The organism is Pantoea sp. GM_Pan_3 (assembly GCF_026541045.1).
GTDB lineage: Bacteria > Pseudomonadota > Gammaproteobacteria > Enterobacterales > Enterobacteriaceae > Pantoea > Pantoea anthophila.
Genome location: NZ_JALNVA010000002.1, coordinates 555,787 through 579,895, shown reverse-complemented (window position 1 = coordinate 579,895; position 24,109 = coordinate 555,787). Strand labels below are relative to the sequence as shown.

Annotated in this window: 15 protein-coding genes, 1 pseudogene and 1 riboswitch; of the genes and pseudogenes, 8 read left to right on the top strand and 8 right to left on the bottom strand. The window is 58.2% G+C overall.

The window, feature by feature from the left end; genetic code table 11:
• Positions 1–153 precede the first annotated feature (153 nt).
• From metA to aceK, 4 genes and pseudogenes are all read left to right on the top strand, one after another.
• Positions 154–1,083 (top strand): homoserine O-succinyltransferase, encoded by a 930-nt coding sequence (gene metA, locus OXR04_RS10455; RefSeq protein ID WP_009092644.1) that lies wholly within the window; start codon positions 154–156, stop codon positions 1,081–1,083.
• A gap of 263 nt (positions 1,084–1,346) precedes the next feature.
• Positions 1,347–2,945, top strand: a complete 1,599-nt coding sequence (gene aceB, locus OXR04_RS10450) for a malate synthase A (protein WP_267369600.1) — start codon at positions 1,347–1,349, stop codon at positions 2,943–2,945.
• A gap of 17 nt (positions 2,946–2,962) precedes the next feature.
• Positions 2,963–4,254 (top strand): annotated as a pseudogene (aceA, locus tag OXR04_RS10445) (isocitrate lyase).
• A 61-nt stretch (positions 4,255–4,315) separates the two neighbouring features.
• Complete coding sequence (aceK, locus tag OXR04_RS10440; RefSeq protein ID WP_111208887.1) at positions 4,316–6,064, top strand: bifunctional isocitrate dehydrogenase kinase/phosphatase; 1,749 nt, start codon at positions 4,316–4,318, stop codon at positions 6,062–6,064.
• Here the strand turns inward: aceK and iclR are convergent.
• A complete protein-coding gene (gene iclR / locus OXR04_RS10435) occupies positions 6,039–6,866 on the bottom strand; it encodes a glyoxylate bypass operon transcriptional repressor IclR (protein WP_046100998.1) in 828 nt (275 codons plus the stop codon). The genes aceK and iclR overlap by 26 nt on opposite strands.
• Before the next feature lie 194 nt (positions 6,867–7,060).
• Here iclR and metH point away from each other — a divergent pair, with 194 nt between their 5' ends.
• Complete coding sequence (metH, locus tag OXR04_RS10430) at positions 7,061–10,744, top strand: methionine synthase (RefSeq protein WP_267369841.1); 3,684 nt, start codon at positions 7,061–7,063, stop codon at positions 10,742–10,744.
• A gap of 359 nt (positions 10,745–11,103) precedes the next feature.
• Here metH and OXR04_RS10425 read toward each other — a convergent pair whose 3' ends face one another.
• The 5 genes from OXR04_RS10425 to pgi all read right to left on the bottom strand — a co-directional run bounded on the left by OXR04_RS10425 (position 11,104) and on the right by pgi (position 17,218).
• Entirely contained in the window at positions 11,104–13,194 is a 2,091-nt protein-coding gene (locus tag OXR04_RS10425; protein WP_046100999.1) for a YjbH domain-containing protein, read from the bottom strand.
• The gene (locus tag OXR04_RS10420) at positions 13,194–13,937 is read right to left on the bottom strand and encodes a capsule biosynthesis GfcC family protein (RefSeq protein ID WP_009092636.1); all 744 of its coding nucleotides are present in this window, start codon (positions 13,935–13,937) and stop codon (positions 13,194–13,196) included. The genes OXR04_RS10425 and OXR04_RS10420 overlap by 1 nt, the downstream gene beginning before the upstream one ends.
• Positions 13,934–14,581 carry a YjbF family lipoprotein gene (locus OXR04_RS10415; protein WP_009092635.1) on the bottom strand — a complete coding sequence of 216 codons (648 nt, stop codon included), beginning with the start codon at positions 14,579–14,581 and terminating at the stop codon, positions 13,934–13,936. The genes OXR04_RS10420 and OXR04_RS10415 overlap by 4 nt, the downstream gene beginning before the upstream one ends.
• 176 nt (positions 14,582–14,757) lie before the next feature.
• Positions 14,758–15,006, bottom strand: coding sequence for an exopolysaccharide production protein YjbE (gene yjbE / locus OXR04_RS10410; protein WP_009092634.1), 249 nt, complete (start codon positions 15,004–15,006; stop codon positions 14,758–14,760).
• Between the two features lie 565 nt (positions 15,007–15,571).
• Positions 15,572–17,218, bottom strand: coding sequence for a glucose-6-phosphate isomerase (gene pgi, locus OXR04_RS10405; RefSeq protein ID WP_267369610.1), 1,647 nt, complete (start codon positions 17,216–17,218; stop codon positions 15,572–15,574).
• Positions 17,219–17,647: 429 nt separating this feature from the next.
• Positions 17,648–17,838, top strand: a riboswitch (Lysine riboswitch).
• A 119-nt stretch (positions 17,839–17,957) separates the two neighbouring features.
• Between pgi and lysC the strand changes: the two genes are divergently transcribed.
• The 3 genes from lysC (at position 17,958) to panS (ending at position 21,344) form a co-directional block, all read left to right on the top strand.
• On the top strand, positions 17,958–19,310 hold the full coding sequence (gene lysC, locus OXR04_RS10400; RefSeq protein WP_009092631.1) for a lysine-sensitive aspartokinase 3: 1,353 nt from the start codon (positions 17,958–17,960) through the stop codon (positions 19,308–19,310).
• Between the two features lie 239 nt (positions 19,311–19,549).
• Positions 19,550–20,245, top strand: coding sequence for an aquaporin Z (gene aqpZ, locus OXR04_RS10395; protein ID WP_267369843.1), 696 nt, complete (start codon positions 19,550–19,552; stop codon positions 20,243–20,245).
• Between the two features lie 181 nt (positions 20,246–20,426).
• The gene (panS, locus tag OXR04_RS10390) at positions 20,427–21,344 is read left to right on the top strand and encodes a ketopantoate/pantoate/pantothenate transporter PanS (protein WP_009092628.1); all 918 of its coding nucleotides are present in this window, start codon (positions 20,427–20,429) and stop codon (positions 21,342–21,344) included.
• 37 nt (positions 21,345–21,381) lie between these two features.
• Here the strand turns inward: panS and OXR04_RS10385 are convergent, their stop codons facing one another.
• On the bottom strand, positions 21,382–23,007 hold the full coding sequence (locus OXR04_RS10385) for a Na/Pi cotransporter family protein (RefSeq protein WP_009092626.1): 1,626 nt from the start codon (positions 23,005–23,007) through the stop codon (positions 21,382–21,384).
• A 108-nt stretch (positions 23,008–23,115) separates the two neighbouring features.
• Entirely contained in the window at positions 23,116–24,108 is a 993-nt protein-coding gene (locus OXR04_RS10380) for an ABC transporter ATP-binding protein (RefSeq protein WP_267369613.1), read from the bottom strand.
• Position 24,109 lies beyond the last annotated feature (1 nt).

The following is a 24,109-nucleotide window of genomic DNA, read 5'->3' as shown; positions in this document are numbered from 1 at the left end:
CGACGTGCGGGGCTTTTTTGCGTCTGCTGTTTGCCAGTTTAAGCTGAAACATTTTCATTTTCTGCATGAAACCTCGACAACTCACCCCAATCAGGCTAATGTTGGGCATCCAGATGTCTAAACGTTTATACGGTTGTATGAGGTGAGCAGGTTATGCCAATCAGGGTTCCCGACGAATTACCGGCAGTAAATTTTTTGCGTGATGAAAATGTCTTTGTCATGACATCATCGCGCGCCAGTGTTCAGGAGATCCGTCCGCTTAAAGTGCTGGTACTGAATCTGATGCCGAAGAAGATCGAAACGGAAAATCAGTTTCTGCGTCTGCTGTCCAACTCACCCTTACAGATCGATATTCAGCTGCTGCGTATCGACAGCCGTGAGTCGCGCAACACCCCCAGCGAGCACCTCAACAACTTCTACTGCAATTTCGAAGATATTCAGCACGACAACTACGATGGCTTAATCGTGACAGGTGCGCCGCTCGGACTGGTTGATTTTAACGATGTCGCTTACTGGCCACAGATTCAGCGCGTGCTGCACTGGGCAAATGAGCATGTTACCTCGACCCTGTTTGTCTGCTGGGCAGTGCAGGCTGCGCTGAATATTCTGTATGGTATTCCGAAACAAACCCGACAGAACAAACTGTCTGGCGTCTATGAGCATCAGATACTGCATCCGCACGCGTTACTGACCCGGGGTTTTGATGATAATTTCCTGGCTCCGCACTCACGCTATGCTGATTTTCCTACCCAGCTGATCACGGATTACACCGATCTTGAGCTGTTTGCTGAATCGGAACAAACCGGTGCGTATCTGATGGCGAGCAGGGACAAGCGACTGGTCTTTGTTACCGGTCACCCGGAGTATGATGCCCTGACCCTGGCCGGTGAGTATCATCGCGATTATGAAGCGGGCGTGAAACCGGAGATTCCGTATAACTATTTCCCGCAGAATAATCCGGCGCTGCCACCGCGCGCCACCTGGCGCAGCCACGGTAATCTGCTGTTTTCGAACTGGCTCAACTACTACGTCTATCAGATCACGCCGTTCGATCTGCGTCACATGAATCCGACGCTGGAATAGTCCCGCTTAATCTTCAACTGAACCGTGTTAGCCGATGGCAGCACGGTTTTTTTTCGCCTGTAAAAAGCCAGATGAAAAGCATTCCTTTAAAAAATAAAACTTTAATCCGTTCTGAAACAGAGGGATATCGCCGTTTAAATGAAAAAATGGAAATAGTTTTTGATTTAAGAAAATAAATGCTTATGCTCTGGATCTGTAGCTCACAAAACAAACAGCGAGTGGATCCGCTGCATTCGATCTTTTGAATACAGGAGAGCGCCAGCATGACAGATTCCGTGATCAGCCATACCCTGACCTTCAGCCAGCCCCTGAACCAGGGAGCAGAGAGCCTGTTTACCCCTGAAGCCATCTCGTTTTTAGCGGCTCTGGTGACACGCTTTGCGCCGCAACGCGAAGCACTGTTACTCGACCGTCAGCGGCGACAACAACGCTATGATCAGGGCACGCTGCCAGACTTCGATATGGAAACCGCTTCCATAAGAGAAAGTGAATGGCATATTCGATCCATTCCGGCCGATTTAGCGGATCGCCGGGTGGAGATCACCGGTCCACCCGATCGGAAGATGGTGATCAACGCGCTGAATGCTGACGTGAACGTCTTTATGGCTGACTTTGAGGATTCGCTTTCCCCGGCGTGGTCGAAACTGATCGACGGTCAGCTGACGCTGCGCGAGGCGGTGCAGGGAACGCTGAGTTACACCAGCGACAAGGGAAAAATCTATCAGTTAAACGCCCATCCGGCGGTGCTGATGTGCCGGGTGCGCGGTCTGCATCTGTCAGAAAAACATGTCAGCTGGCAGGGTAAGGCGATTCCGGGCGGCCTGTTCGATTTCGCTCTCTACTTTTTCCACAACGTTCGCGCTTTACTGGCGAAAGGCAGCGGCCCTTACTTCTATCTGCCGAAAACCGAAAGCTGGCAGGAGGTCGCCTGGTGGCGTGAGATCTTTCGTTTCAGCGAGGATCAGTTCGATCTGCCGCGCGGAACGATCAAAGCGACGGTGCTGATCGAGACCCTGCCTGCGGTCTTCCAGATGGATGAGATCCTGTGGAATCTGCGCGATCATATCGTCGGCCTGAACTGCGGTCGCTGGGATTACATCTTCAGCTATATCAAAACCCTGCAACAGCATCCGGATCGGATATTGCCGGATCGCCAGTCGGTGACCATGTCGCAGCCATTCCTGGATGCCTATTCGCGACTGCTGATTAAAACCTGTCATCGCCGGGGGGCATTTGCGATGGGGGGCATGTCGGCCCTCATTCCCCACAAAGATCCAGCGTGCAATGCCTGGGTATTGCAACGCGTAACGGAAGATAAGCAGCGTGAGGCGGGCAATGGACACGACGGCACCTGGATAGCGCATCCTGGCCTGGCAGAGAGTGCGATGGCCGTCTTCAATGCCGCTCTCGGCGATCGGCCTAATCAGCTGCATGTCATGCGTGAAGCGGACGCCCCGATCACGGCAGAGCAGTTACTTGCGCCCTGTGAAGGGCAACGCACCGAGGCGGGTATGCGTGCCAACATCCGCGTCGCGCTGCAATACCTTGAGGCCTGGATTAGCGGTAACGGCTGTGTGCCGATTGATGGACTGATGGAGGATGCCGCCACGGCGGAGATTGCGCGCACCTCTATCTGGCAGTGGATTCGCCACCAGCAAATCCTGGACAGCGGCCAGCCGGTCACCGCTGAACTGTTTCTGCGCTGGCTGAACGAAGAGTTGCATCTGCTGCAAAACACGCTGGGTGAATCCCGTTTCAGCGGCGGTCGCTACCACGACGCGGCGCAGCTGATGGCGCAGATCACCACCGAACGCGAACTGGTTTCCTTTCTTACCCTGCCAGGCTACCGCCTGATCCCCTGAACAGAGGAGCTATTGCCATGACACGCACTCAACAAATCGAGCAACTTGAACAGGATTGGCAGACCGCACGCTGGCAGGGGATTATCCGCCCATACAGCGCAGCAGAGGTGGTTAATCTGCGCGGCTCATTACAACCCGCCTGTACGCTGGCGGAGCGCGGTGCAGAGAAACTCTGGGTACTGCTGAACGGCAAGGCAAAGAAGGGCTACATCAACAGTCTGGGCGCGCTGAGCGGCGGTCAGGCCCTCCAGCAGGCGAAAGCGGGCATTGAAGCGATCTATCTCTCTGGCTGGCAGGTGGCGGCAGATGCCAACGTTGCCGGGCAGATGTATCCCGACCAGTCGCTCTATCCGGTCAACTCAGTGCCGGAGGTCGTGACGCGCATCAATCAGACCTTTCAGCGTGCCGATCAGATTCAGTGGTCCGCGGGTATCGAAGCGGGTGACAGCCGGTACACCGATTTCTTTCTGCCGATTGTTGCCGATGCGGAAGCGGGTTTTGGCGGCGTGCTGAACGCATTCGAACTGATGAAGGCGATGATTCAGGCGGGTGCCGCGGCGGTTCACTTCGAGGATCAGCTGGCTGCGGTGAAAAAATGCGGCCATATGGGCGGTAAGGTGCTGGTGCCGACCCAGGAGGCGATTCAGAAACTGGTGGCGGCCCGGCTGGCCGCCGATGTGATGGGGGTGCCCACCCTGCTGCTGGCCCGCACCGATGCCGATGCCGCTGACCTGATCACTTCAGACTGCGATGAATACGACCGTCCCTTTATCCGGGGCGACCGGACGGCAGAAGGGTTCTTTCGCACCCATGCGGGGATAGAACAGGCGATCAGTCGCGGTCTGGCCTATGCACCCTATGCTGACATCCTGTGGTGTGAAACCTCGACGCCAGACCTGGCGATGGCGCAGCGCCCATCCATGCGCGCTTTCCCGGCAAGCTGCTGGCCTACAACTGTTCGCCGTCATTCAACTGGAAGAAAAATCTCGACGACAGCACCATCGCGACGTTTCAGCAGTCGCTCAGCGACATGGGTTATCGCTTCCAGTTCATCACGCTGGCAGGCATCCACAGCATGTGGTTCAACATGTTCGATCTGGCCCATGCCTATGCTCAGGGCGAAGGGATGCGTCACTATGTTGAAAAGGTTCAGCAACCTGAGTTTGCGGCGCGCGATCGCGGTTACAGCTTCTCGTCGCATCAGCAGGAGGTGGGCACCGGCTATTTCGATCAGGTCACCACCACCATTCAGGGCGGTAAATCGTCGGTCACGGCGCTGACCGGTTCGACCGAAGAGCATCAGTTCTGACGCGCTTTCCTGACGGATCCCCCGCCCGCACGCTGCGGGCGGGCCTTTGCCGGAGCTGATTATGCCGCCACGTGAATCTTTAATCGCCCACACGATTCTGCAGGGGTCAGATGCGCAGTATGGCCGCTTTCTGGATATCACCGCCGGGGCGCAGCAGCGGTTTGAACAGGCGGAATGGCAGGCGGTGCAGCACGCCATGAAGGCTCGCATCCACCTCTACGACCATCATGTCTCTCTGGTTGCTGACCAGCTGCGGGTGCTGAACGGCGCGGCAGACTGGGATCAGGCATTCTGGCTGCGGATCAAGGATCACTATCAGAGCCTGCTTCCCGGCTACCCGCGGCATGAGATTGCCGAAAGCTTTTTTAACTCCGTCTACTGCCGGTTACATGGCCATGCCGATCTGCAGCCGGAGCGCCTGTTTATCTTCAGCTCTCAATCCCAGGCTACGCCGGTTACCCCTTTGCGGCCCCTGTCGCGACGTTATCTGCCGGACAGAGGCTGGCGGACCGTGGTGGATCAGGCTCTGGCCGATTTACCGCTGACCCTGCCGTGGCAGCATCGCGCCCGGGATGTCGGCTGGATTGTCCGTCACCTGACGTCGCACTTTGCCGGTCTGGATCAGGGCTGGCTAGAGGTCAACAGTGAGCTTTTTTATCGCAACAAAACCGCGTGGCTGGTGGCGCGCCTGCATCTGCCGGAAGGCATCGCTCCCTGTCTGCTGCCGATTCAGCGCACTGACGCCGGCGAACTCTGGATAGACACCTGTCTCACCGATGTGAATGACGCCAGCATTGTCTTTGGGTTCGCCCGCGCCTGTTTTATGGTCTATGCCCCGGTGCCTGCTGCGCTGGTCGCCTGGCTGCAACCGATTCTGCCGGGCAAAACCCTGGCGGAACGGTACAGGGCAATTGGCTGCCAGAAACATGGCAAAACGGAAAGCTACCGTGAATATCTTCAGGCGCTGGCAGAGAGTGATGCGGCCTTTGAGATCGCGCCTGGCGTGCGCGGCATGGTGATGCTGGTTTTCACGCTGCCGGGGTTTGATCGGGTGTTTAAGGTGATTAAGGATCGCTTCGCGCCACAGAAAGAGGTGACGGAAGCGCAGGTGCGCGCCTGTTATCAGCAGGTCAAAGAGCATGATCGCGTGGGACGCATGGCCGATACGCAGGAGTTTGAGCAGTTTGCGCTGCCGCTGGCGCGCTTCTCACCGGCGCTGCTGGCTGAGCTGAACGCCTGTGCGGCAGAAAAAGTGGAGATCCAGGGCGACCGTCTGATTATTCGTCATCTGTGGCTGGAGCGACGGATGCAGCCGCTTAATCTCTATCTGGCGCAGGCCAGCGCGGCAGAGCGGCATCATGCAATCGAGGAGTATGGCAACGCCATCCGGCAGCTGGCAGCCGCCAATATCTTTCCCGGCGATATGCTGTTTAAAAACTTTGGCATCACCCGCCATGGCCGGGTCATTTTTTATGACTACGATGAGATCCGCCCGATGCTCGAACTGAACTTCCGGGAGGTGCCGCGCGCGCGTTATGAGGAAGATGAACTCAGCGCAGAGCCCTGGTACAGCGTCGGACCGGACGATGTGTTTCCGGAGACTTTCCGCTATGCGTTATGCAGCGAAGCCGCGACCGGCGCCTTGCTGCTGCAACTGCATCCGGAACTTTTTGACCCCGGCTGGTGGCGCGCTCAGCAGCAGCGCATCGCTCAGGGCCATGTGGAAGAGGTGATTGCCTGGCGGCAGACACAGCGTTTCAGCGTCTGCTACGCGGCAGAAACCGTTAACGACCGCTGTACGCCAGCGTAACCTGTCGCGCCTCGCGGATGACCAGCGCGCCGAGTTCAGTAATGCGGTCATCCGTCATGCGGGCAATCGGGCCGGAGATGGAGAGCGCCGCAAAGGCGTCGCCATGTTCGTCATAGATGGGGGCGGCGACACAGCGCAGACCCAGCGCATGTTCTTCATCGTCAAAGGAAAAGCCCGCTTTGCGCACCTGCGCCAGATTCTCCTTCAGGCTCTGCGGCGACATGAGCGTCTTCGCGGTGTAGTAGTGCAAGCCCTTCTGATGCAACAGCGCCGTGACCTGCTCATCGCCCAGATGTGCCAGGAACGCTTTGCCGGCACCGGAGGCGTGCATCGGCAGCTTGCCGCCAATCGGCGCAGACATCCGCATCAGCTGCGTACACTGCACCTGATCGATGATCACGGCCTGATGATCGCTGAGATCCAGCACCGCCAGATTGACCGTCTCGCCGGATTGCTCCATCAGCCTGCGCAGCACCGGGTGCACCAGCGCCAGCAGGTTACGGCTTTGCAGAAAACTGCTGCCGACCACAAAGGCGTGTGCGCCGATAGTCCACAGACCCAGGTCGCCCACCTGACGGACAAAACCCTGCTGCTGCATGGTGCTGAGCAGGCGATGGGTGGTGGAGTTTGGCAGGCCCGCCTGCTGGGCCAGTTCGGTCAGCGCCACGCTGCCGTGTGAATCGGCAATCAGCTCCAGCAGGGTCAGGCCGCGCGTCAGCGACTGGACCTGACCGCCCGCTGGTGCGGCGACAGGTGTGCTACGGGGTTTTTTGCCGCGCTTAGCGGGAACCGGCGTTGCCATGGGAAACTCCTCTTTTGCATTGTGGAAATCATTTTCGTTTTAATCGTGACGTTTGCAAACGCTGCTTTTCTGGTCAGACCTCTCAGCCCGCGATCGTTATCCGTCCCGCATAAGGTGACTTTGTCGCCAGTTAAGCTTGTGCCAGAATGAAAAACAGGCTTTTTCGCCAGCAGACTGACGTGAGTGGGGCAACGGTGAGCACGAAAATCGACGCGTTATATCAGCAGCTCGCACAACGCATTATGGTGCTGGACGGTGCCATGGGCACCATGATCCAGCGCTACCGGCTGGAAGAGGCGGATTTTCGCGGCAGCCGCTTCGCCGAGTGGTCCTGCGATCTCAAAGGCAACAACGATCTGCTGGTGCTGAGTCAGCCGGCGGTGATCCGCGAGATCCACGACGCCTATCTGGCCGCAGGCGCTGACATCCTCGAAACCAACACCTTCAATGCCACGTCGATTGCGATGGCAGATTACCGCATGGAAAGCCTCTCGGCAGAAATCAACCGTGAAGCGGCCCGGCTGGCACGATCCTGCGCCGATGCGTGGACGGCGAAAACGCCGGATCGCCCGCGCTTTGTGGCGGGCGTGCTGGGCCCGACTAACCGCACCTGCTCTATCTCGCCCGATGTAAACGATCCCTCCTTCCGCAACGTCACCTTCAGTCAGCTGGTGGACGCATACCGGGAGTCGACCCGCGCGCTGGTGGAGGGCGGTGTTGACCTCATCATGATTGAAACAGTGTTCGACACGCTGAATGCGAAAGCCGCGGTCTATGCGGTGCAGAGCGAGATGGAGGCGCTGGGCGTGACGCTGCCGCTGATGATCTCCGGGACGATTACCGATGCCTCCGGGCGGACGCTCTCCGGCCAGACCACCGAAGCCTTTTATAACGCTCTGCGTCATGCAGAACCCCTCTCTTTTGGCCTGAACTGTGCGCTCGGCCCGGATGAGCTGCGTCAGTATGTGGCGGAGCTGTCGCGCATCGCTGAGGGCTACGTCAGCGCGCACCCCAACGCGGGTCTGCCCAATGCGTTTGGCGAATATGATCTTGATGCGGAAGTGATGGCCCGGCAGATGGGGGAATGGGCCCGTGCCGGCTTCCTGAATATTATTGGCGGCTGCTGTGGCACGACGCCGCAGCATATTGCCGCCATGGCCGCCGCTGTTGAAGGCGTCGCACCGCGGAAGCCACCGGCTATTCCGGTGGCCTGTCGTCTCTCCGGTCTGGAGCCGCTTAACATCAGCGCCGAATCACTGTTTGTGAACGTCGGGGAGCGCACCAACGTCACCGGCTCGGCAAAATTTAAAAGACTGATTAAAGAAGAGAAATATCACGAAGCGCTGGACGTCGCGTTGCAGCAGGTGCAGAGCGGCGCGCAGATTATCGACATCAATATGGACGAAGGGATGCTCGACGCTGAAGCAGCGATGGTGCGTTTTCTGAATCTGATTGCGGGCGAACCCGATATCGCCCGCGTGCCGGTGATGATCGACTCTTCGAAATGGGCGGTGATTGAAAAAGGGTTACAGTGCATTCAGGGCAAAGGGATCGTTAACTCGATTTCGATGAAGGAGGGCGAGGCGGCCTTTATCCATCATGCCCGTCAGGTGCGGCGCTACGGCGCTGCCATGGTGGTGATGGCCTTTGATGAAGTGGGGCAGGCGGATACCCGCGCCCGTAAGATCGCGATCTGCCGCCGGGCTTATCAAATCCTCACACAGGAGGTCGGTTTTCCGCCGGAAGATATCATTTTTGACCCCAATATCTTTGCCGTAGCGACCGGCATAGAGGAGCACAACAACTACGCGATGGACTTTATCGGGGCGTGCGAAGATATCCGGCGTGAATTGCCTCATGCGATGATCTCGGGTGGCGTCTCCAACGTCTCATTTTCTTTTCGCGGCAACGAACCGGTTCGCGAAGCGATCCACGCCGTGTTCCTCTATCACGCCATCCGCAACGGCATGGGAATGGGGATTGTGAACGCTGGCCAGCTGGCTATCTATGACGACTTGCCCGCTGAACTGCGCGATGCCGTCGAAGATGTGATCCTCAACCGGCGCGAAGAGGACACCGAGCGGCTGCTGGCGCTGGCGGAAACGTATCGTGGCGGCAAAAGTGACGGCGCACATGAGAAACAGCTGGCGGAGTGGCGCGGCTGGGCGGTAGCTAAGCGGCTGGAATATTCGCTGGTTAAAGGAATAACGGAGTTTATTGAGCAGGATACCGAAGAGGCGCGCCAGCAGGTGTCCCGCCCGATAGAGGTTATCGAAGGGCCGCTGATGGCGGGCATGAATGTGGTCGGCGACCTGTTCGGCGAAGGCAAAATGTTCCTGCCGCAGGTGGTGAAATCGGCACGCGTCATGAAACAGGCGGTGGCGTATCTGGAACCCTTTATCGAGGCCAGCAAAGAGGCCGGGCGCAGCAACGGCAAAATCGTGCTGGCCACGGTGAAAGGGGATGTGCATGACATCGGCAAGAATATTGTTGGCGTGGTGCTGCAGTGCAATAACTACGAAATTATCGACCTGGGCGTGATGGTGCCAGGGGAGAAGATCCTGAAAACCGCGCGGGAAGTCGATGCGGATATTATCGGCTTATCGGGCCTGATCACGCCGTCGCTGGATGAGATGGTTAACATGGCGAAGGAGATGGAGCGTCAGGGCTTTACGCTGCCGCTGCTGATAGGCGGCGCGACTACCTCAAAGGCGCATACCGCCGTCAAAATCGAGCAGCACTACAGCGGTCCGACGGTTTACGTGCAGAACGCTTCACGCACCGTCGGCGTGGTGTCATCGCTGCTCTCCGACACGCTGAAAGCCGATTTTATTGCCCGGACCCGACGGGAGTATGAAACCGTGCGCATCCAGCACGCACGCAAAAAACCGCGCACGCCGCCGGTGTCGCTGCAGGCCGCGCGCGATAACGCCAGCCTGATCGCGTGGGAAAACTACACGCCACCGGTGCCGCATCGCCCCGGCGTCAGTCAGGTTGAGGCCAGTATCGACACGCTGCGCCACTATATCGACTGGACGCCGTTCTTTATGACCTGGTCGCTGGCGGGCAAATATCCCCGCATTCTGGAAGATGAGGTGGTGGGTGAAGAGGCACAGCGTCTGTTTGCCGATGCCAGTGCGATGCTCGACAGGCTAAGTGAGCAGTCGCTGCTGACACCCCGTGGCGTGGTCGGTATTTTCCCGGCTAACCGGGTCGGTGACGATATCCATCTCTATAGCGATGAGCGGCGCGATGAAGTTTTGTGTGTGAGTCATCACTTACGTCAGCAGACAGAGAAAACCGACTTTGCAAACTACTGCCTGGCCGATTTCGTGGCACCCAAATCAACGGGAAAAGCGGATTATCTTGGCGCTTTCGCGGTGACCGGCGGGCTGGAAGAGGATGCGCTGGCGGCGGCGTATGACCTGCAGCATGACGACTACAACAAGATTATGGTGAAGGCGCTGGCGGACCGTCTGGCGGAGGCGTTTGCCGAATATCTGCATGAGCGGGTGCGTAAGGTGATCTGGGGCTTCGCCCCCAATGAAAATCTCAGCAATGACGAGCTGATTCGCGAGCGGTATCAGGGGATACGACCGGCGCCAGGCTATCCGGCCTGCCCGGATCACACCGAAAAAGCGGCCATCTGGACGCTGCTGGGGGTGGAAGAACAGATCGGCATGACGCTCACCGAATCCTATGCCATGTGGCCGGGCGCCGCCGTCGCTGGCTGGTACTTCAGCCATCCTGACAGTCGATATTTCGCCGTGGCGCAGATCCAGCGTGACCAGGTGGAGGATTATGCGGCACGCAAAGGCATGTCGGTCAGCGAAGTGGAACGCTGGCTGGCACCGCATCTTGGCTACGACGAGGAGTAAAAAAGCGGGCTGAAGGCCGTTTCAGACAGCTGGAAATTTAAATCCGGGCGAATCTTACTGCAATGAATAAGCTCAATGCGCAGGGAACCCGGTCAGAAGAGGAAAGCGTCCCGCGCCAGGGACGGCGCGGGCCGAGCGGCCAGGGATGGCATTAGCGCCTTTCCGATCTGACCGGGTTTCCTGTGCGTGCACCCGCTTACCGCTGAGCAGGCTCAGGGAGCATACGCCTTGCGCAAAGTCGCCTTAACGCCATCCATGGCAGGCTCAGCGCGGGCCATCCCTGGCCCGCTATGCTTTGCTTCAGGCGTATGCTCCCATCGCTTTACGTCCGGCCGCCGTCTGAACGAGGCCGCTTCTGCTTAGTTAAAGCGCGCGTCGCGATCGGAGGTCAGATCATACAGCTGGTATTTACGACCCAGCATCTGACCGCCATCGCGCGTCAGCGGCACCCAGTTAACCTGCGCGCGACCGCGTGTTGGCGTCACGGTGAACAGATCCATCGGCACGGAGATATAGAAGCCTTTGGTGAAGTCACCCTCGCCATACTCTTCCGAGGAGACGTTGGTTTTCGTGGCATATACCCCCACCATCACGCCGCTGTCAAAGCGCTTGGACACATCAACCGTCACGCCTTTATCTTTCGCCAGATACTGACCGACGCTGGCTTTCACCAGCACATCCTGCATAAACCACGGACGCCAGTAGCCGGTCAGGTTGCCGGTTGAGGCTTTATAGCGGTTGAACTGCATCATGTTGTCCCAGTCACGCTGCCGGACGTAGTTGGCATCGACGCCCACCGCCCAGTTCGCATCGACCGGACGATAGAGCACCTCGCCGCCCACGCCGCCATACATCGTCTCCAGATAACCGCCGTAGACCTGACCATAGAAGCCGTTACCGAGGTGGCCCATATAGTTGGCCTGCAGATCGTTAACGTAGACGTTATTCTCGACGTAGTCGCGGATGTGGGTACGCACGCGCGGCAGCGATGAGTCGGCCGGTGCGCCGTTATAGTTGAACTTATCGTAGTTGTTGGCGAGGTTGCCGAACAGACTGCCCCCCACCAGCAGGTGGTCGGTCAGCCAGTAATCGACGTTACCCATCACGCCGACCTGATACATGTAGAAACTCTCCGGGCCGCCCACCGACTGATTCAGCACCGGTGACAGGCTGTAGTTCAGGCGATCTTTGCGGATAAACATCCCCTGCTCAGTAGTGCCCGGATCGACTGGATCTTTGCGCGTCTGCTGCAGCGGCTGCTCATGGCCCAGCGGATAGCCTTGCAGATCGTTACGCAGGCTGGCGACCTGCGTTTCCGTGGTGACCTGCGGCATATTGAAGCGCGACTCGGTGACATTGATGGTGTCGATGCCGTCCGGCAGATGATTCATGATGATGCGGTTAGCACGATCGACGCCTTCGCGGGTATCGCGGTATTTGGTCTGCTCACCGGAGACATAGAGCGTATGGCCCTGTGTCTGAATACGCGGGCCATCGAGACCGGCGTTATATTTCAGGTCGGTAAGCTGATTTCCCACCACGGTCGGCTCCAGCAGACGCGGCTGCGGCTGCGGATTGTAGGCGGGCTTCTCGCTGTCGATGTGCGCCTGGCGCAGATCGTTAAAGTTCGTGCGCAGGGTAACACCAAACATAAAGGTGTTGCCGCGTTCGTAGCTGGCGTTGATATCCGCCCAGTCGGTCACACGGTAAATCGCCCCGACGTTCAGCTTGCTGCGCTGCTCCAGACGGCCAGCAAAGTCATTCTGATAGTCGTTCCCCTCATACTCCATTTTAAGGCGCAGCGGCTGCCAGGGGGTCTGATACTCAATACCGCCAAACAGCGCCGTCGGACCGTGGAACATCTGCGAGCCGTTGATGGAACCCGCTTCACCGACCCGTGGACGCTGACAGTAGCTGTCGCTGTAGGAACAGAAGGGGTTCTTCACCGTGCCGCTGTTGCCGAGATAGCCCCAGCCGAGACCGAACGTAAAGTCGAACGGCCCCCAGGCCTTGGTCGCCACCAGATATTCGCTGTCGAACAGGCCCGTGCCGCCGAGATCGCGGGTGCCGACCGCCACTTCCGGCAGCCAGAATCCTTCCTGCCACAGACGCAGTTTCAGGTCGAAGGCTTTATCTTTATAGCTCTGCGTGCCGCTGAATTCAGAGACCGCACTGTACTGGCGGGTACGCACGTCGGTGTAACGCACGGTCGTCTCCAGCCACGGGAAGAGCTGCAGCGATGCGGAGTAGTAGCGATACTGATCGTTGTCGCGGGCATTGAGGCTGAACTCCCCCTCTCTGGCCATGCGCGCGGTCGGCACCTGCATCAGGCCCACGCCGCCAAAATCAGATTGTGAAGGTCCCACCGGCGCAGGCCAGGTGTCAGCCTGCGCCTGACAGGCTGCCGCCACGGAAACAGCCAGCAGGCTGAAGAGATAACGTTTTTTCATCAGTCTGGTATCCGGTGAGTCAGTACGGAGAGGAGGCGATCGTTGAGATCTTCATAGGCACCTGGCAGGCTCCATGATGAAAAGCCGAGCCAGATAATGCTGCCTGGCTCCACTTCCACATGGCGATGATTCCAGTACGCTACCGGCACCTGCTGCGTGGCACCCGACGGAGCAATCACCGTAACAAAATTGCGTTCAGCCCCGGAAAGTAACGAATGCCCCGCAAGATAGTCACGTACGGATTTTCCCGGTTGCCAGCTCACTTTGCCTGCCCCACTCAGCGCGCCGAGCAGCAGCACGGAATCGGACGGGGTTTGCAGCCAGAGGTCATAGCTGCCTTCCAGACGACGGTTGTCTGCCGGATGCAGACGGATCCAGTCCGGGTCGAGCGAGGTAAACTGGCGGCCTGTTACCCTGATCGCACTCAGCTGGCGGATCACCTCATCAATGGCCGCCGCCCGGTCGCCACTGCTGTCGGCACGCCACGCGCGCAGCTCGCCCAGCGTCTGCTGATAGTGCTGCTGTGCCACGGCGCTGGCACCGCGCTCGGCAATAAAAGTACGACGCCAGTCCGTGTTCGCCTGCAGCGGAGGAAGCGTCACCAGTTGGGCGAGATCGGCAATCTGGCTCAGTTCAGCCTGACCGCCATTATGCGGTGCGTGGACAATCACCTGCGCCGTCGCCTGCGCGCCTGCGCTGCTGAGCAGGCTCAGCCCGGCCAGCAAAAATGTTATTTTTTTCATGATTTCGCCGGCTTCAGAATAGTGGTGTCTACAGGGAAGGCATCTGCCGCCAGCATCTGATGGGCCTGCACCACATCGCCGCTGCTGTTATCGATCCAGAAGGTGTTTTCCCACGTGCGGTTACTGCTGTCGATGCTCACCTGCTCATGCCAGACGCGGCAGGGAATGCGGTTGCCCGCGAGGGTCAGGACTTCATCGGTGCCGCGCGCAAAGGTGGAACGCACGGTCGCGCCGCGAACCTTGCCCTGTTCGGTCCACTGCACGATGCGGGTCCAGCCTGCGCCATTGCTGAGGTGAAGGGGGGCAGCCAGCGGGTCCTGCTGCAGATTGCTGACGCTCAGCAGGTTATCCGGTAAGCCCAGGGTTTTTACCAGGCGCCCATGCTGTGTGACCAGCATCGCCTGATCCTGAGTCACCCATTTCTGCTGACCATTCTCGTTGTAGCCCAGCACCACGAAAATACGCGGTCCCTCATTCAGACGGGCATAGAGACTGGCGTAGGGCAGATTGTTGACCTGTTGATCGGTTACGGTGACGTCGTCAGGACCGTTAACCGCGAGCAGCAGGGTCTGTTCAAGACCTTTTTGCGTTTGTGTACAGGCCTGCAGCAGCAGGCAAGCGAGCAGCAGAGGAAGTTGGCGCACTGTGTGTCCCTGATAAGTCATGCCAAAGTAAAAATAACCACACAGACGTGTGGTTATGTTTAAAGGTGCTCTGCCCGTTACGTCTGGCGGCAAAACGGCGGACTGCGTGGCGTCGCTGAAACGTCAGCGTTGCCCGTGAGTCACCGGTCAGCAATCAGACGCGTTTCGGGTTTCCATCAACGAGTTGTGCTCGTCGTGGTTGTGGTTGTTGTACCGGTATTTGCACCGTCACCACCGCCAGAAGCGGCGATCCCAATCCCGACCAGCGCGCCCAGCGCACCGATACCGACAGCGGTCGACGTGCCGGACGAGATTGCTCCCGCCTGCGCGCCAGCTGCGGAACCCGCTTCTTCCGGCGCGGCAAAGGCGCTGGATGAGGCGGCAACGAGGATCAGGGCTGCACCGGCAACCATAGTTTTTTTCATAACAACGTTTCCTGCATTGAGTGAATGAAGGATCTCCGCCTGACGACCCTGGCTATACAGACAAGCTATTACCAGAGCGACAGGCAGTCCCATTGCGGGCGCGTTCATTATAGGGCAACAAAATATCAGAGTTCAGCGCCATAAAAACCAGGGCGGCGGAGGAGGTGATGGCGTGATTTAATCAGTCAGATTGGAGATAACCGCCTTTTATATCGGAATATTTCGGCCTGATGCCAGATATTTCGCTGCGGGTTAAAGAATTGCAAAGCGTAATGTTCTCTTTTATTAATATCTGGTACGGAATAAGAATAATCAGAATTTACTCAGGATTGCTAAAATTAAATAGGATTATGAATCAAGGGTTAACCCAGGGTAACGACACTTTTCAGGTCCATTTTATACTGGGTATTGGCGGGTATGATCCGGCAATGTTCAGAATTGTCTTAGGTGACTTTCGGAATTTTCCCGCGCCAGTGACGGTCTGTATATCCATAAAGCGCCAGACAGGGCGTAAACAGAGACAAAAAAAGGCGGCAAATGTGCCGCCTGATTAATTTAAAGCCGATTAACGCCAGGACTTGTAGCGATTAATTAAGGCATTAGTGGAACTGTCATGACTGGTAATCTGTTCATCATTTTCCAGTTCCGGCAGAATGCGGTTCGCCAGTTGCTTCCCTAATTCCACACCCCACTGATCGAAGGTGAAGATATTCAGGATGGCGCCCTGAGTGAAGATTTTATGTTCATACAAGGCAATCAGCGCACCCAGGCTGAACGGGGTAATCTCACGCAGCAGGATAGAGTTGGTCGGGCGGTTACCTTCAAAGACTTTGAACGGCACGATATGGGCCACGGACTCTGCAGATTTACCGGCATCCGTAAACTCTTTCTCCACCACGTCGCGTGACTTACCAAAGGCCAGCGCTTCGGTCTGCGCAAAGAAGTTGGAAAGCAGCTTCGGATGGTGGTCGGCGAGGGCGTTATGGCTGATGGCGGGTGCAATAAAGTCGCACGGCACCAGCTTGGTTCCCTGATGGATCAGCTGATAGAACGCATGCTGACCGTTGGTGCCCGGTTCGCCCCAGATAATAGGACCGGTCTGGTAGTCCACCGGGTGACCGTCGCGATCCACATACTTGCCGTTTGACTCCATATTTCCCTGCTGGAAATAGGCCGCAAAGCGGTGCATGTACTGGTCGTAAGGCAGGATCGCTTCGGTTTCGGCACCAAAGAAGTTGTTGTACCAGATACCAATCAGCGCCAGCAGCACCGGCAGGTTCTGTTCAGCAGGCGTCGAGGCGAAGTGCTGATCCATGGCGTGCGCGCCGCTCAGCAGCTGCTCGAAGTTATCGAAACCGATAGAGAGAATGATCGACAGGCCGATGGCAGACCAGAGCGAATAGCGACCGCCGACCCAGTCCCAGAATTCAAACATGTTGTTGGTGTCGATGCCAAACTCGCCCACCGCTTTGGCGTTGGTGGAGAGCGCCGCAAAGTGTTTCGCCACGTGCTGCTGATCGCCAGCCGTTTTCAGGAACCAGTCACGCGCACTGTGGGCGTTGGTCATGGTTTCCTGCGTGGTAAAGGTCTTCGATGCGACCAGGAACAGGGTGGTTTCCGGGCTGAGATCTTTCAGCGTTTCGGCGATGTGGGTGCCGTCAACGTTAGAAACAAAGTGCATGTTCAGGTGGTTTTTATACGGGCGCAGCGCCTCAGTCACCATGAACGGGCCGAGGTCGGAGCCGCCGATACCGATGTTTACCACGTCCGTAATCGCTTTACCGGTATAGCCTTTCCACTCGCCGCTGATGATACGCTCGGAGAAGCCTTTCATCTTATCCAGCACCGCGTTCACTTCCGGCATCACATCTTTGCCATCCACCAGAGTCGGGGTGTTGCTGCGGTTGCGCAGCGCGACGTGCAGCACCGCACGATCTTCGGTCCGGTTAATCTTCTCACCCGAGAACATAGACTTAATGGCACCGCTAAGATCGGTCTCTCTCGCCAGCGCCTGTAACTTATCGAGGGTTTCCTGGGTGATGCGGTTTTTGGAGAAATCCACCAGCATCTGATCATCAAAGGTGGCAGAGAATTTGGCAAAACGATCGGCATCCTCAGCAAACAGATCGGCAATTTCCACCGATTTCATCTGCTCAAAATGCTGTTGCAGCGCTTTCCAGGCTGCGGTTTGTGTCGGATTGATATTTTTCATGGCAACACTCTTGTTGATAAAAAGAACCGTCATCCCATCGGGTCACATCGACCCCGTTTAGCGTTTCAGTATGACCACAGTTGTAACTGAAAGGAAAAATTTTGTCAGCGCGCTCCGGGCTGGGGAGCGGAAAGCCCGCATCCTGTCGCCAGCATTCACTGGCGCGAACAGCCGGAGAGGGCAGTGACAACGTCCGACCGAGTGTGACGCGAAAGGCCATACAAAACGTTGTGCCGAATCAGGAATGAATGCAACGGCTGAACCCATTAAGCTTCGCAGAAAAAAGGGCGCGCCGGGCTGAACCCACCCAGCACTCTAGACGCTGTGGCGCAGGCAGATTTGTTTTCTGATGCGGCGCGCCAGCCATGCTGACATTGACAGCAGGGCCAGAAAAGGCTAAATGTATGCGCCTACTTGCGCACCTGTGCGCAAGCCAGAAGAGGCGCGTCGCCCAGGCAGTGTGTTGGAGGAACCGTATCCGGCGAAAACACATGATGGGGAGCGACGCCGAGGTGGGTCAGCACGCGGTGTGTTGCCTGTCGGCTACAGGGGCTGAATCCTCTGGGTTGTCACCAGAAACGTGCAGTCGACGTTTCGCAAGGTGGGGCGCTTCTGGGTGACTCGTCTACCCGATCTGGTCTGCCCGTTTCTGCTCTTTCCTTGTGCCTGGCTGAAAGAATGTTTCCCGACCCCTTTCTCAATGGCGGGAACAAGATAACCTGACACGAGGTTCTACTACATGTCTCAAACACTGATTGTGGCAAAATTTGGCGGCACCAGCGTCGCTGATTTTGAAGCGATGAATCGCAGCGCTGATGTGGTGCTGCAGGATGCGAGCACCCGTCTGGTGGTGCTTTCCGCCTCGGCGGGCATCACCAATCTGCTGGTTTCGCTGGCTGAAGGCCAGCCCGCTGCCCAGCGTGCCGTTCTGCTCGATGATATCCGCCGTATCCAGTATGCCATTGTGGATCGTCTGCAGCGTCCGGATGTGATCCGTGATGAAATCGATCGGATGATCGACAATATCAGTATGCTCTCCGAAGCCGCTTCGCTGGCCACCTCAAGTGCTCTGACCGATGAACTGGTCAGTCACGGCGAGCTCATGTCCTCCCTGCTGTTTGTTGAAATTCTGCGTGAACGCCAGGTCAATGCGGAGTGGTTTGACGTCCGCAGAGTGCTGCGCACCGACGATCGCTTTGGCCGGGCTGTGCCGGACGTCGACGTGCTGGCAACGCAGGCGACGGAGCAGCTGCAGCCGCGCATCGCGCAGGCGCTGGTTGTGACCCAGGGCTTCATCGGCAGTGAAAGTGAAGGACGCACCACTACATTAGGCCGTGGCGGCAGTGATTACACCGCAGCGCTGCTCGGCGAAGCCCTTCATGCGGCGCGCGTGGATATCTGGACCGATGTGCCGGGTATCTACACCACCGATCCGCGCGTGGTGCCGACCGCGAAGCGTATTGATGAAATTACCTTTGAAGAAGCCGCTGAAATGGCGACGTTTGGCGCGAAAGTCCTGCATCCGGCCACGCTGCTGCCCGCCGTACGCCGCGGTATCCCGGTCTTTGTCGGCTCCAGCAAGGATCCGGCTGCGGGAGGAACCCGCGTCTGCAACGAAACCCGCAACCCGCCGCTGTTCCGGGCGCTGGCGTTGCGTCGCAAGCAGACGCTGTTAACGCTGCACAGCCTGAACATGCTGCATACGTTTGGTTTCCTCGCCGAACTGTTCAACATTCTGGCGCGCCACAACGTCTCGGTCGATCTGATCACCACCTCGGAAGTGAGCGTGGCGCTGACGCTCGATACCACCGGCTCCACCTCTACCAGTGCCAGCCTGTTGACCCAGGCGCTGCTGACGGAACTCTCGTCGCTCTGCCGGGTAGAAGTAGAAGAAGATCTGGCGCTGGTGGCGATTATCGGCAACCAGCTCTCTAAAGCCTGCGGCGTTGGCAAAGAGGTGTTTGGTGTACTCGACCCGTTCAACCTGCGCATGATTTGCTACGGTGCCAGCAGCTACAACCTCTGCTTCCTGGTGCCGGGCAACGATGCAGAAAGCGTGGTGCGTACGCTGCACCGCAATCTGTTCGAGTAAGCCTCTCTGTTTTCTCAGACCGCCTCAGCGCGGCCTGAGAAAGCGTCCGGCCGGGTCACCCTGGCCGGTTTTCCCCCGCGTTACCTCATCCCGGATAAATCCCCTTTTTACAAAGGGTTATTATTCCCTGTTGCCAAATGGCAACCCTTTTATCCCGCAATTTCATGTACTTGCGTTGCTATCAGCCTGCGTAGTTTTATAATCCCGCCGCAAAATCCATTCACCCAATCACAGGAAATATCATGAAAAGGTTAATCGCAGAAGCGCTGGGCACCTTTGTGCTGGTGGCGGGCGGTTGCGGGAGTGCCGTGCTGTCTGCCGCGTTTCCGCAACTGGGCATTGGCTTTCTGGGCGTGGCGCTGGCGTTCGGGTTGAGCGTGCTGGTCATGGCCTATGCGGTCGGACACATTTCAGGCGGTCATTTTAACCCGGCGGTCACCCTGGGCCTGGTGGCAGGCGGACGTTTTCCCGCAGCGCAGGCTATCCCTTACATCCTCGCGCAGCTGGCGGGTGGCATTGCGGCGGGTGCGGTGCTCTGGCTGATCGCCAGCGGCAGAGGCGAGTTCAGTGCCGCCGCCAGCGGCTTCGCGGCGAACGGTTACGGCACGCATTCGCCGGGCGGCTTCAGCCTGCAGGCGGGCATGATCAGCGAAGTCGTGATGACCGCCATCTTCCTGATCGTCATCATGGGGGCGACCAGCGAACGTGCACCGAAAGGCTTTGCGCCGATCACGATTGGCCTGGCGTTAACCCTGATTCATCTGGTGACGATTCCGGTGACCAACACCTCGGTCAACCCGGCTCGCAGCACGGCAGTGGCCCTGTTCCTGGGGGACTGGGCACTTTCACAACTGTGGATGTTCTGGCTGATGCCGGTTATCGGTGGTGTGGTGGGTGGTGTGATCTTCCGCAGTTTAGAGGATAAAGCAGCGTAATTTCGTCGATTTGCAGCGGATCGGCAGCAGTCGATCCGCATTTTCCCGCCCCGCCGCATGTTCGCCTTACGTCGTGATAACGAAATGTTATGATCCCGCCCGCGTCAGCAGTCGTTCCTGTATGGCGTGCTTCAGGGGCAACTCTGCATATAACACAACACTCTTATAAGGAAGTCTGGCCATGCTCGCCACTTTAACCCGCCTGTTCCCGCTCTGGGCCGTGCTGTTATCTGTCGCCGCGTATTACTCGCCCGGAACGTTTCTTGGCATCGGGCCGTGGGTCACGTATCTGCTGATGCTGATCATGTTTGGCATGGGCGTGACGCTCAATATTGACGATTTTAAACGCGTGCTGACCCGCCCCGCACCCGTAATTGCCGGTACCTTTCTGCACTATCTGGTGATGCCGTTAGCCGCCTGGGCGCTGGCAAAACTGTTCCATATGCCGCCCGATCTCGCTGCGGGGATGATTCTGGTCGGCAGCGTCGCCAGCGGCACTGCCAGCAACGTGATGATCTATCTGGCGAAGGGGGATGTGGCGCTGTCGGTCACGATCTCCTCCGTCTCGGCGCTGGTGGGCGTATTCGCCACGCCGCTGCTGACCCGCTTTTATGTGGACACCCATATTCAGGTGGATGTGGTGGGAATGCTGCTGAGCATCGTGAAAATCGTGGTGATCCCGATTAGCCTCGGGCTGATCATTCATCACAGCATGAACAGCGTGGTTCGCCGGGTCGAGCCCTGGCTGCCTGCGTTTTCAATGATCTGTATTCTGCTGATCATCAGCGCAGTCGTGGCGGGCAGTCAGAGCTTTATCGGATCGGTGGGCCTGATGGTGATCGCCGCCGTGATCCTGCATAACGCCATTGGCCTGCTGGGCGGTTACTGGGGAGGCAAGCTGTTTGGCTTTGATGAGTCAACCTGCCGCACGCTGGCGCTGGAGGTCGGGATGCAGAACTCCGGTCTGGCGGCGACGCTGGGCAAGCTCTACTTCTCGCCGCTGGCGGCCCTGCCGGGCGCGCTGTTCTCGGTGTGGCACAACCTGTCAGGTTCACTGCTGGCGGGCTACTGGTCCGGAAAGCCGATCAAGAAGCCGTAACACCGATGGCGCGCAGAGGTTTCCCTCCTCTGCGCGCTTATTCATAATCACGCTCATCGTCGGGCTGTTCCAGCACGGTATAGGCGACACTGCAGAACAGTGAGTTGAGACGCTTCATGTCACCGAGCAAACCGAGGTGCAGCGAACTGGTCTCAATACTCTGCACGTTCTGCTGATGCAGGCGGTCAACGTGCGCGTGCGAGTAGCGGCGAATCATCAGACGGAAACGATGTTTCGCGCGGCGCAGCCGTTTGGCACTGGTGACATCGTGCGACAGAAACACCGACAGACTCATTCTGAGGTTGCTAATCAGCAGCTCCTGCAGGCCTTCCAGCTCTTTCAGTCCCTCGGCTGAGAAGGCGCGGCCCGCCGCCAGCGACTTATCCGCCACATCGCCGCTCATCCGTTCAATGATGTCACCGGCCTGCTCCAGATTGAGCGACATCTCAATGATTTCCCCCCAGCGCCGCGAATCCTCTTCCGGCAGATCCTCTTTCGGCATCCGCGCCAGATAGAGTTTGATGGCGGTGTAGAGCACATCGACATCATCATCCAGACGCCGCACCGTGCGCTCCTCGCGGGATTCCCCATGCATCACCTTATTAAACGCCTCCAGCATCTGCTCCAGCACGTCGCCCATGCGCAGCGCCTCGCGGGCGGCATTCACCAGGGCGAGCGCCGGGGTATCCAGCGCGCTGCGGTCAAGATGCTTCGGTTTCAGCTGCAGAGCGGTGTCCACATCGTCGGCGATAAGACGACGGCAGAGGCGCGCCATCAGGTCAGCAAAGGGCACCATCGCCACGCAGCGAACCAGGTTGTAGAAGACGTGGAAGAAGATCACCAGCTCTTCATCGTTCACCGGCAGCTTATCCAGCCATGTCGCCACGATATCGACAAAGGGCAGGATCACCACGCAGCCGATCAGCTTAAACAGCAGGCTGCCGAGCGCCACGCGCTTGCCCGCCGCATTGGAGCCGCTGGCGTTGATGAGGGCCAGCAGGCCGCTGCCCAGGTTGGCACCAATCACCAGACAGAGCGCTACCTTAAAAGAGATCACCCCGGTGGCGGTCAGCGTGGCGGTGATCAGCACCGCAGCCAGGCTGGAGTAACTGATAATGGCGAAGACCGCGCCCAGCAGGGCATCGAGCATCACATCGCCGGTCAGGCTGGAGAAGAGCACCTGGACCCCGGCAGCCTGGGTAATCGGGCGGGCGGCTTCAACAATCAGCTGCAGTGCCAGCAGGATCAGACCCAGTCCGATGCTGGCCCGGCCTAGCTGTCCGGCTCGGGTCTGCTTACGGCTGAGAAAGAAGACCACGCCAAAAAAGATAAACAGCGGCGAGAGCCAGGAGAGATCAAACGTCAGGATACGCGCCATGATCGCGGTGCCGACATCCGCCCCCAGGATCACCACCAGCGCGGGGGTCAGGCTGACCAGATTCTGCGCCACAAAGGAGGTGACCAGCAGGGTGGTGGCATTGCTGCTCTGCACCAGCGTGGTCACACCAATGCCTGCCAGAAAGGCCATCGGTTTCTTTTCTATGCTGCGGCTGAGGACGCGGCGCAGATCGGCGCCGTAAACCCGCATGATGCCGGTGCGGACGATATGCGTGCCCCAGACCAGCAGGGCCACAGCGGAGAGTAAATTAAGCAGAGTTAACACGGGGGGTTGCTCCTCCAGAGTCAGGCTTAAAGCACAGACTGCCAGCCTGACGGAGAGAGCAATCTGTGAAAAGGGATTGCCGTGCTTTGCCTGATTTTTTCCTGTGTTTTAAGCCACCTGGCGCAAAGTCGACATCGCTAATTGTAGACCAATCTGACTGCCAGCGGGATGCAAATCCGCCGCCGATCGGTTAAGCACATCCACCGAAAGCTCCACATCCTGCGCCCGGATACGGTAGCGGATGACGTTGCCCAGCAGGCTGTGGCTGAGGATGACCGCAGGAATGCCCTGGCCCTGCGCCATGAACTGCATCGATTCTGGACGAATCGCCACCTGGCTGTGAAAAGGCTGGCCGGTCAGCCGCGTCGCCTGCTCAGCGCTGAGCAGGTTGTAGTTACCGATAAACCCGGCGGCGAAGAGGTCAGCCGGCTGGGTGTAGAGCGCTTCGGCATCGCCGTTCTGCACGATTTTACCCCGGTTCATCAGCACAATACGATCGGAGAGCGTCAGCGCCTCCTCCTGATCGTGGGTGACGAAAAGGGTCGTGAGGTTCAGCTCGCGCTGGATGCGGCGGATTTGATCGCGCAGATGGCGACGGATTCGCGCATCCAGCGCCGACAGTGGCTCATCCAGCAGCAGCAGACGCGGACGCGTCACCAGCGAGCGCGCCAGAGCCACGCGCTGACACTGCCCGCCCGACAGCTGATGCGGATAACGGCGCGCATAGTCGCTGAGTTCCACCAGCTCCAGTACCTCCGGCACCCGCTGGCGGATCTCTGCGTCGGGCAGCTTCTGCATCTTCAGGCCAAACGCGACGTTTTTCTCTACCGTCATGTTGGGAAAGAGTGCGTAGCTCTGGAACACCATACCGATGGCGCGCTTCTGCGGCGCCAGCGGCACAATATCGTGACCCGCCAGCCGGATTTCGCCGCTGTCGACGCCGGTTAAACCGGCCAGGCAGCGCAGCAGCGTCGATTTACCGCAGCCGCTGGGGCCGAGCAGGGTAACAAACTCACCTTCTGCCGCGCTGAAATCGATCTCCTCGAAAATGGGGGTGGGCCCATAGCGTTTATTCAGCGATCTGACCTCAAGATAACTCATA

Bases quoted from the DNA above. Each gene is read 5' to 3' on its own strand.
- metA (WP_009092644.1), top strand. From the start codon at position 154: ATGCCAATCAGGGTTCCCGACGAATTACCGGCAGTAAATTTTTTGCGT.
- aceB (WP_267369600.1), top strand. From the start codon at position 1,347: ATGACAGATTCCGTGATCAGCCATACCCTGACCTTCAGCCAGCCCCTG.
- aceK (WP_111208887.1), top strand. From the start codon at position 4,316: ATGCCGCCACGTGAATCTTTAATCGCCCACACGATTCTGCAGGGGTCA.
- iclR (WP_046100998.1), bottom strand. From the start codon at position 6,866: ATGGCAACGCCGGTTCCCGCTAAGCGCGGCAAAAAACCCCGTAGCACA.
- OXR04_RS10425 (WP_046100999.1), bottom strand. From the start codon at position 13,194: ATGAAAAAACGTTATCTCTTCAGCCTGCTGGCTGTTTCCGTGGCGGCA.
- OXR04_RS10420 (WP_009092636.1), bottom strand. From the start codon at position 13,937: ATGAAAAAAATAACATTTTTGCTGGCCGGGCTGAGCCTGCTCAGCAGC.
- yjbE (WP_009092634.1), bottom strand. From the start codon at position 15,006: ATGAAAAAAACTATGGTTGCCGGTGCAGCCCTGATCCTCGTTGCCGCC.
- pgi (WP_267369610.1), bottom strand. From the start codon at position 17,218: ATGAAAAATATCAATCCGACACAAACCGCAGCCTGGAAAGCGCTGCAA.
- lysC (WP_009092631.1), top strand. From the start codon at position 17,958: ATGTCTCAAACACTGATTGTGGCAAAATTTGGCGGCACCAGCGTCGCT.
- panS (WP_009092628.1), top strand. From the start codon at position 20,427: ATGCTCGCCACTTTAACCCGCCTGTTCCCGCTCTGGGCCGTGCTGTTA.
- OXR04_RS10380 (WP_267369613.1), bottom strand. From the start codon at position 24,108: ATGAGTTATCTTGAGGTCAGATCGCTGAATAAACGCTATGGGCCCACC.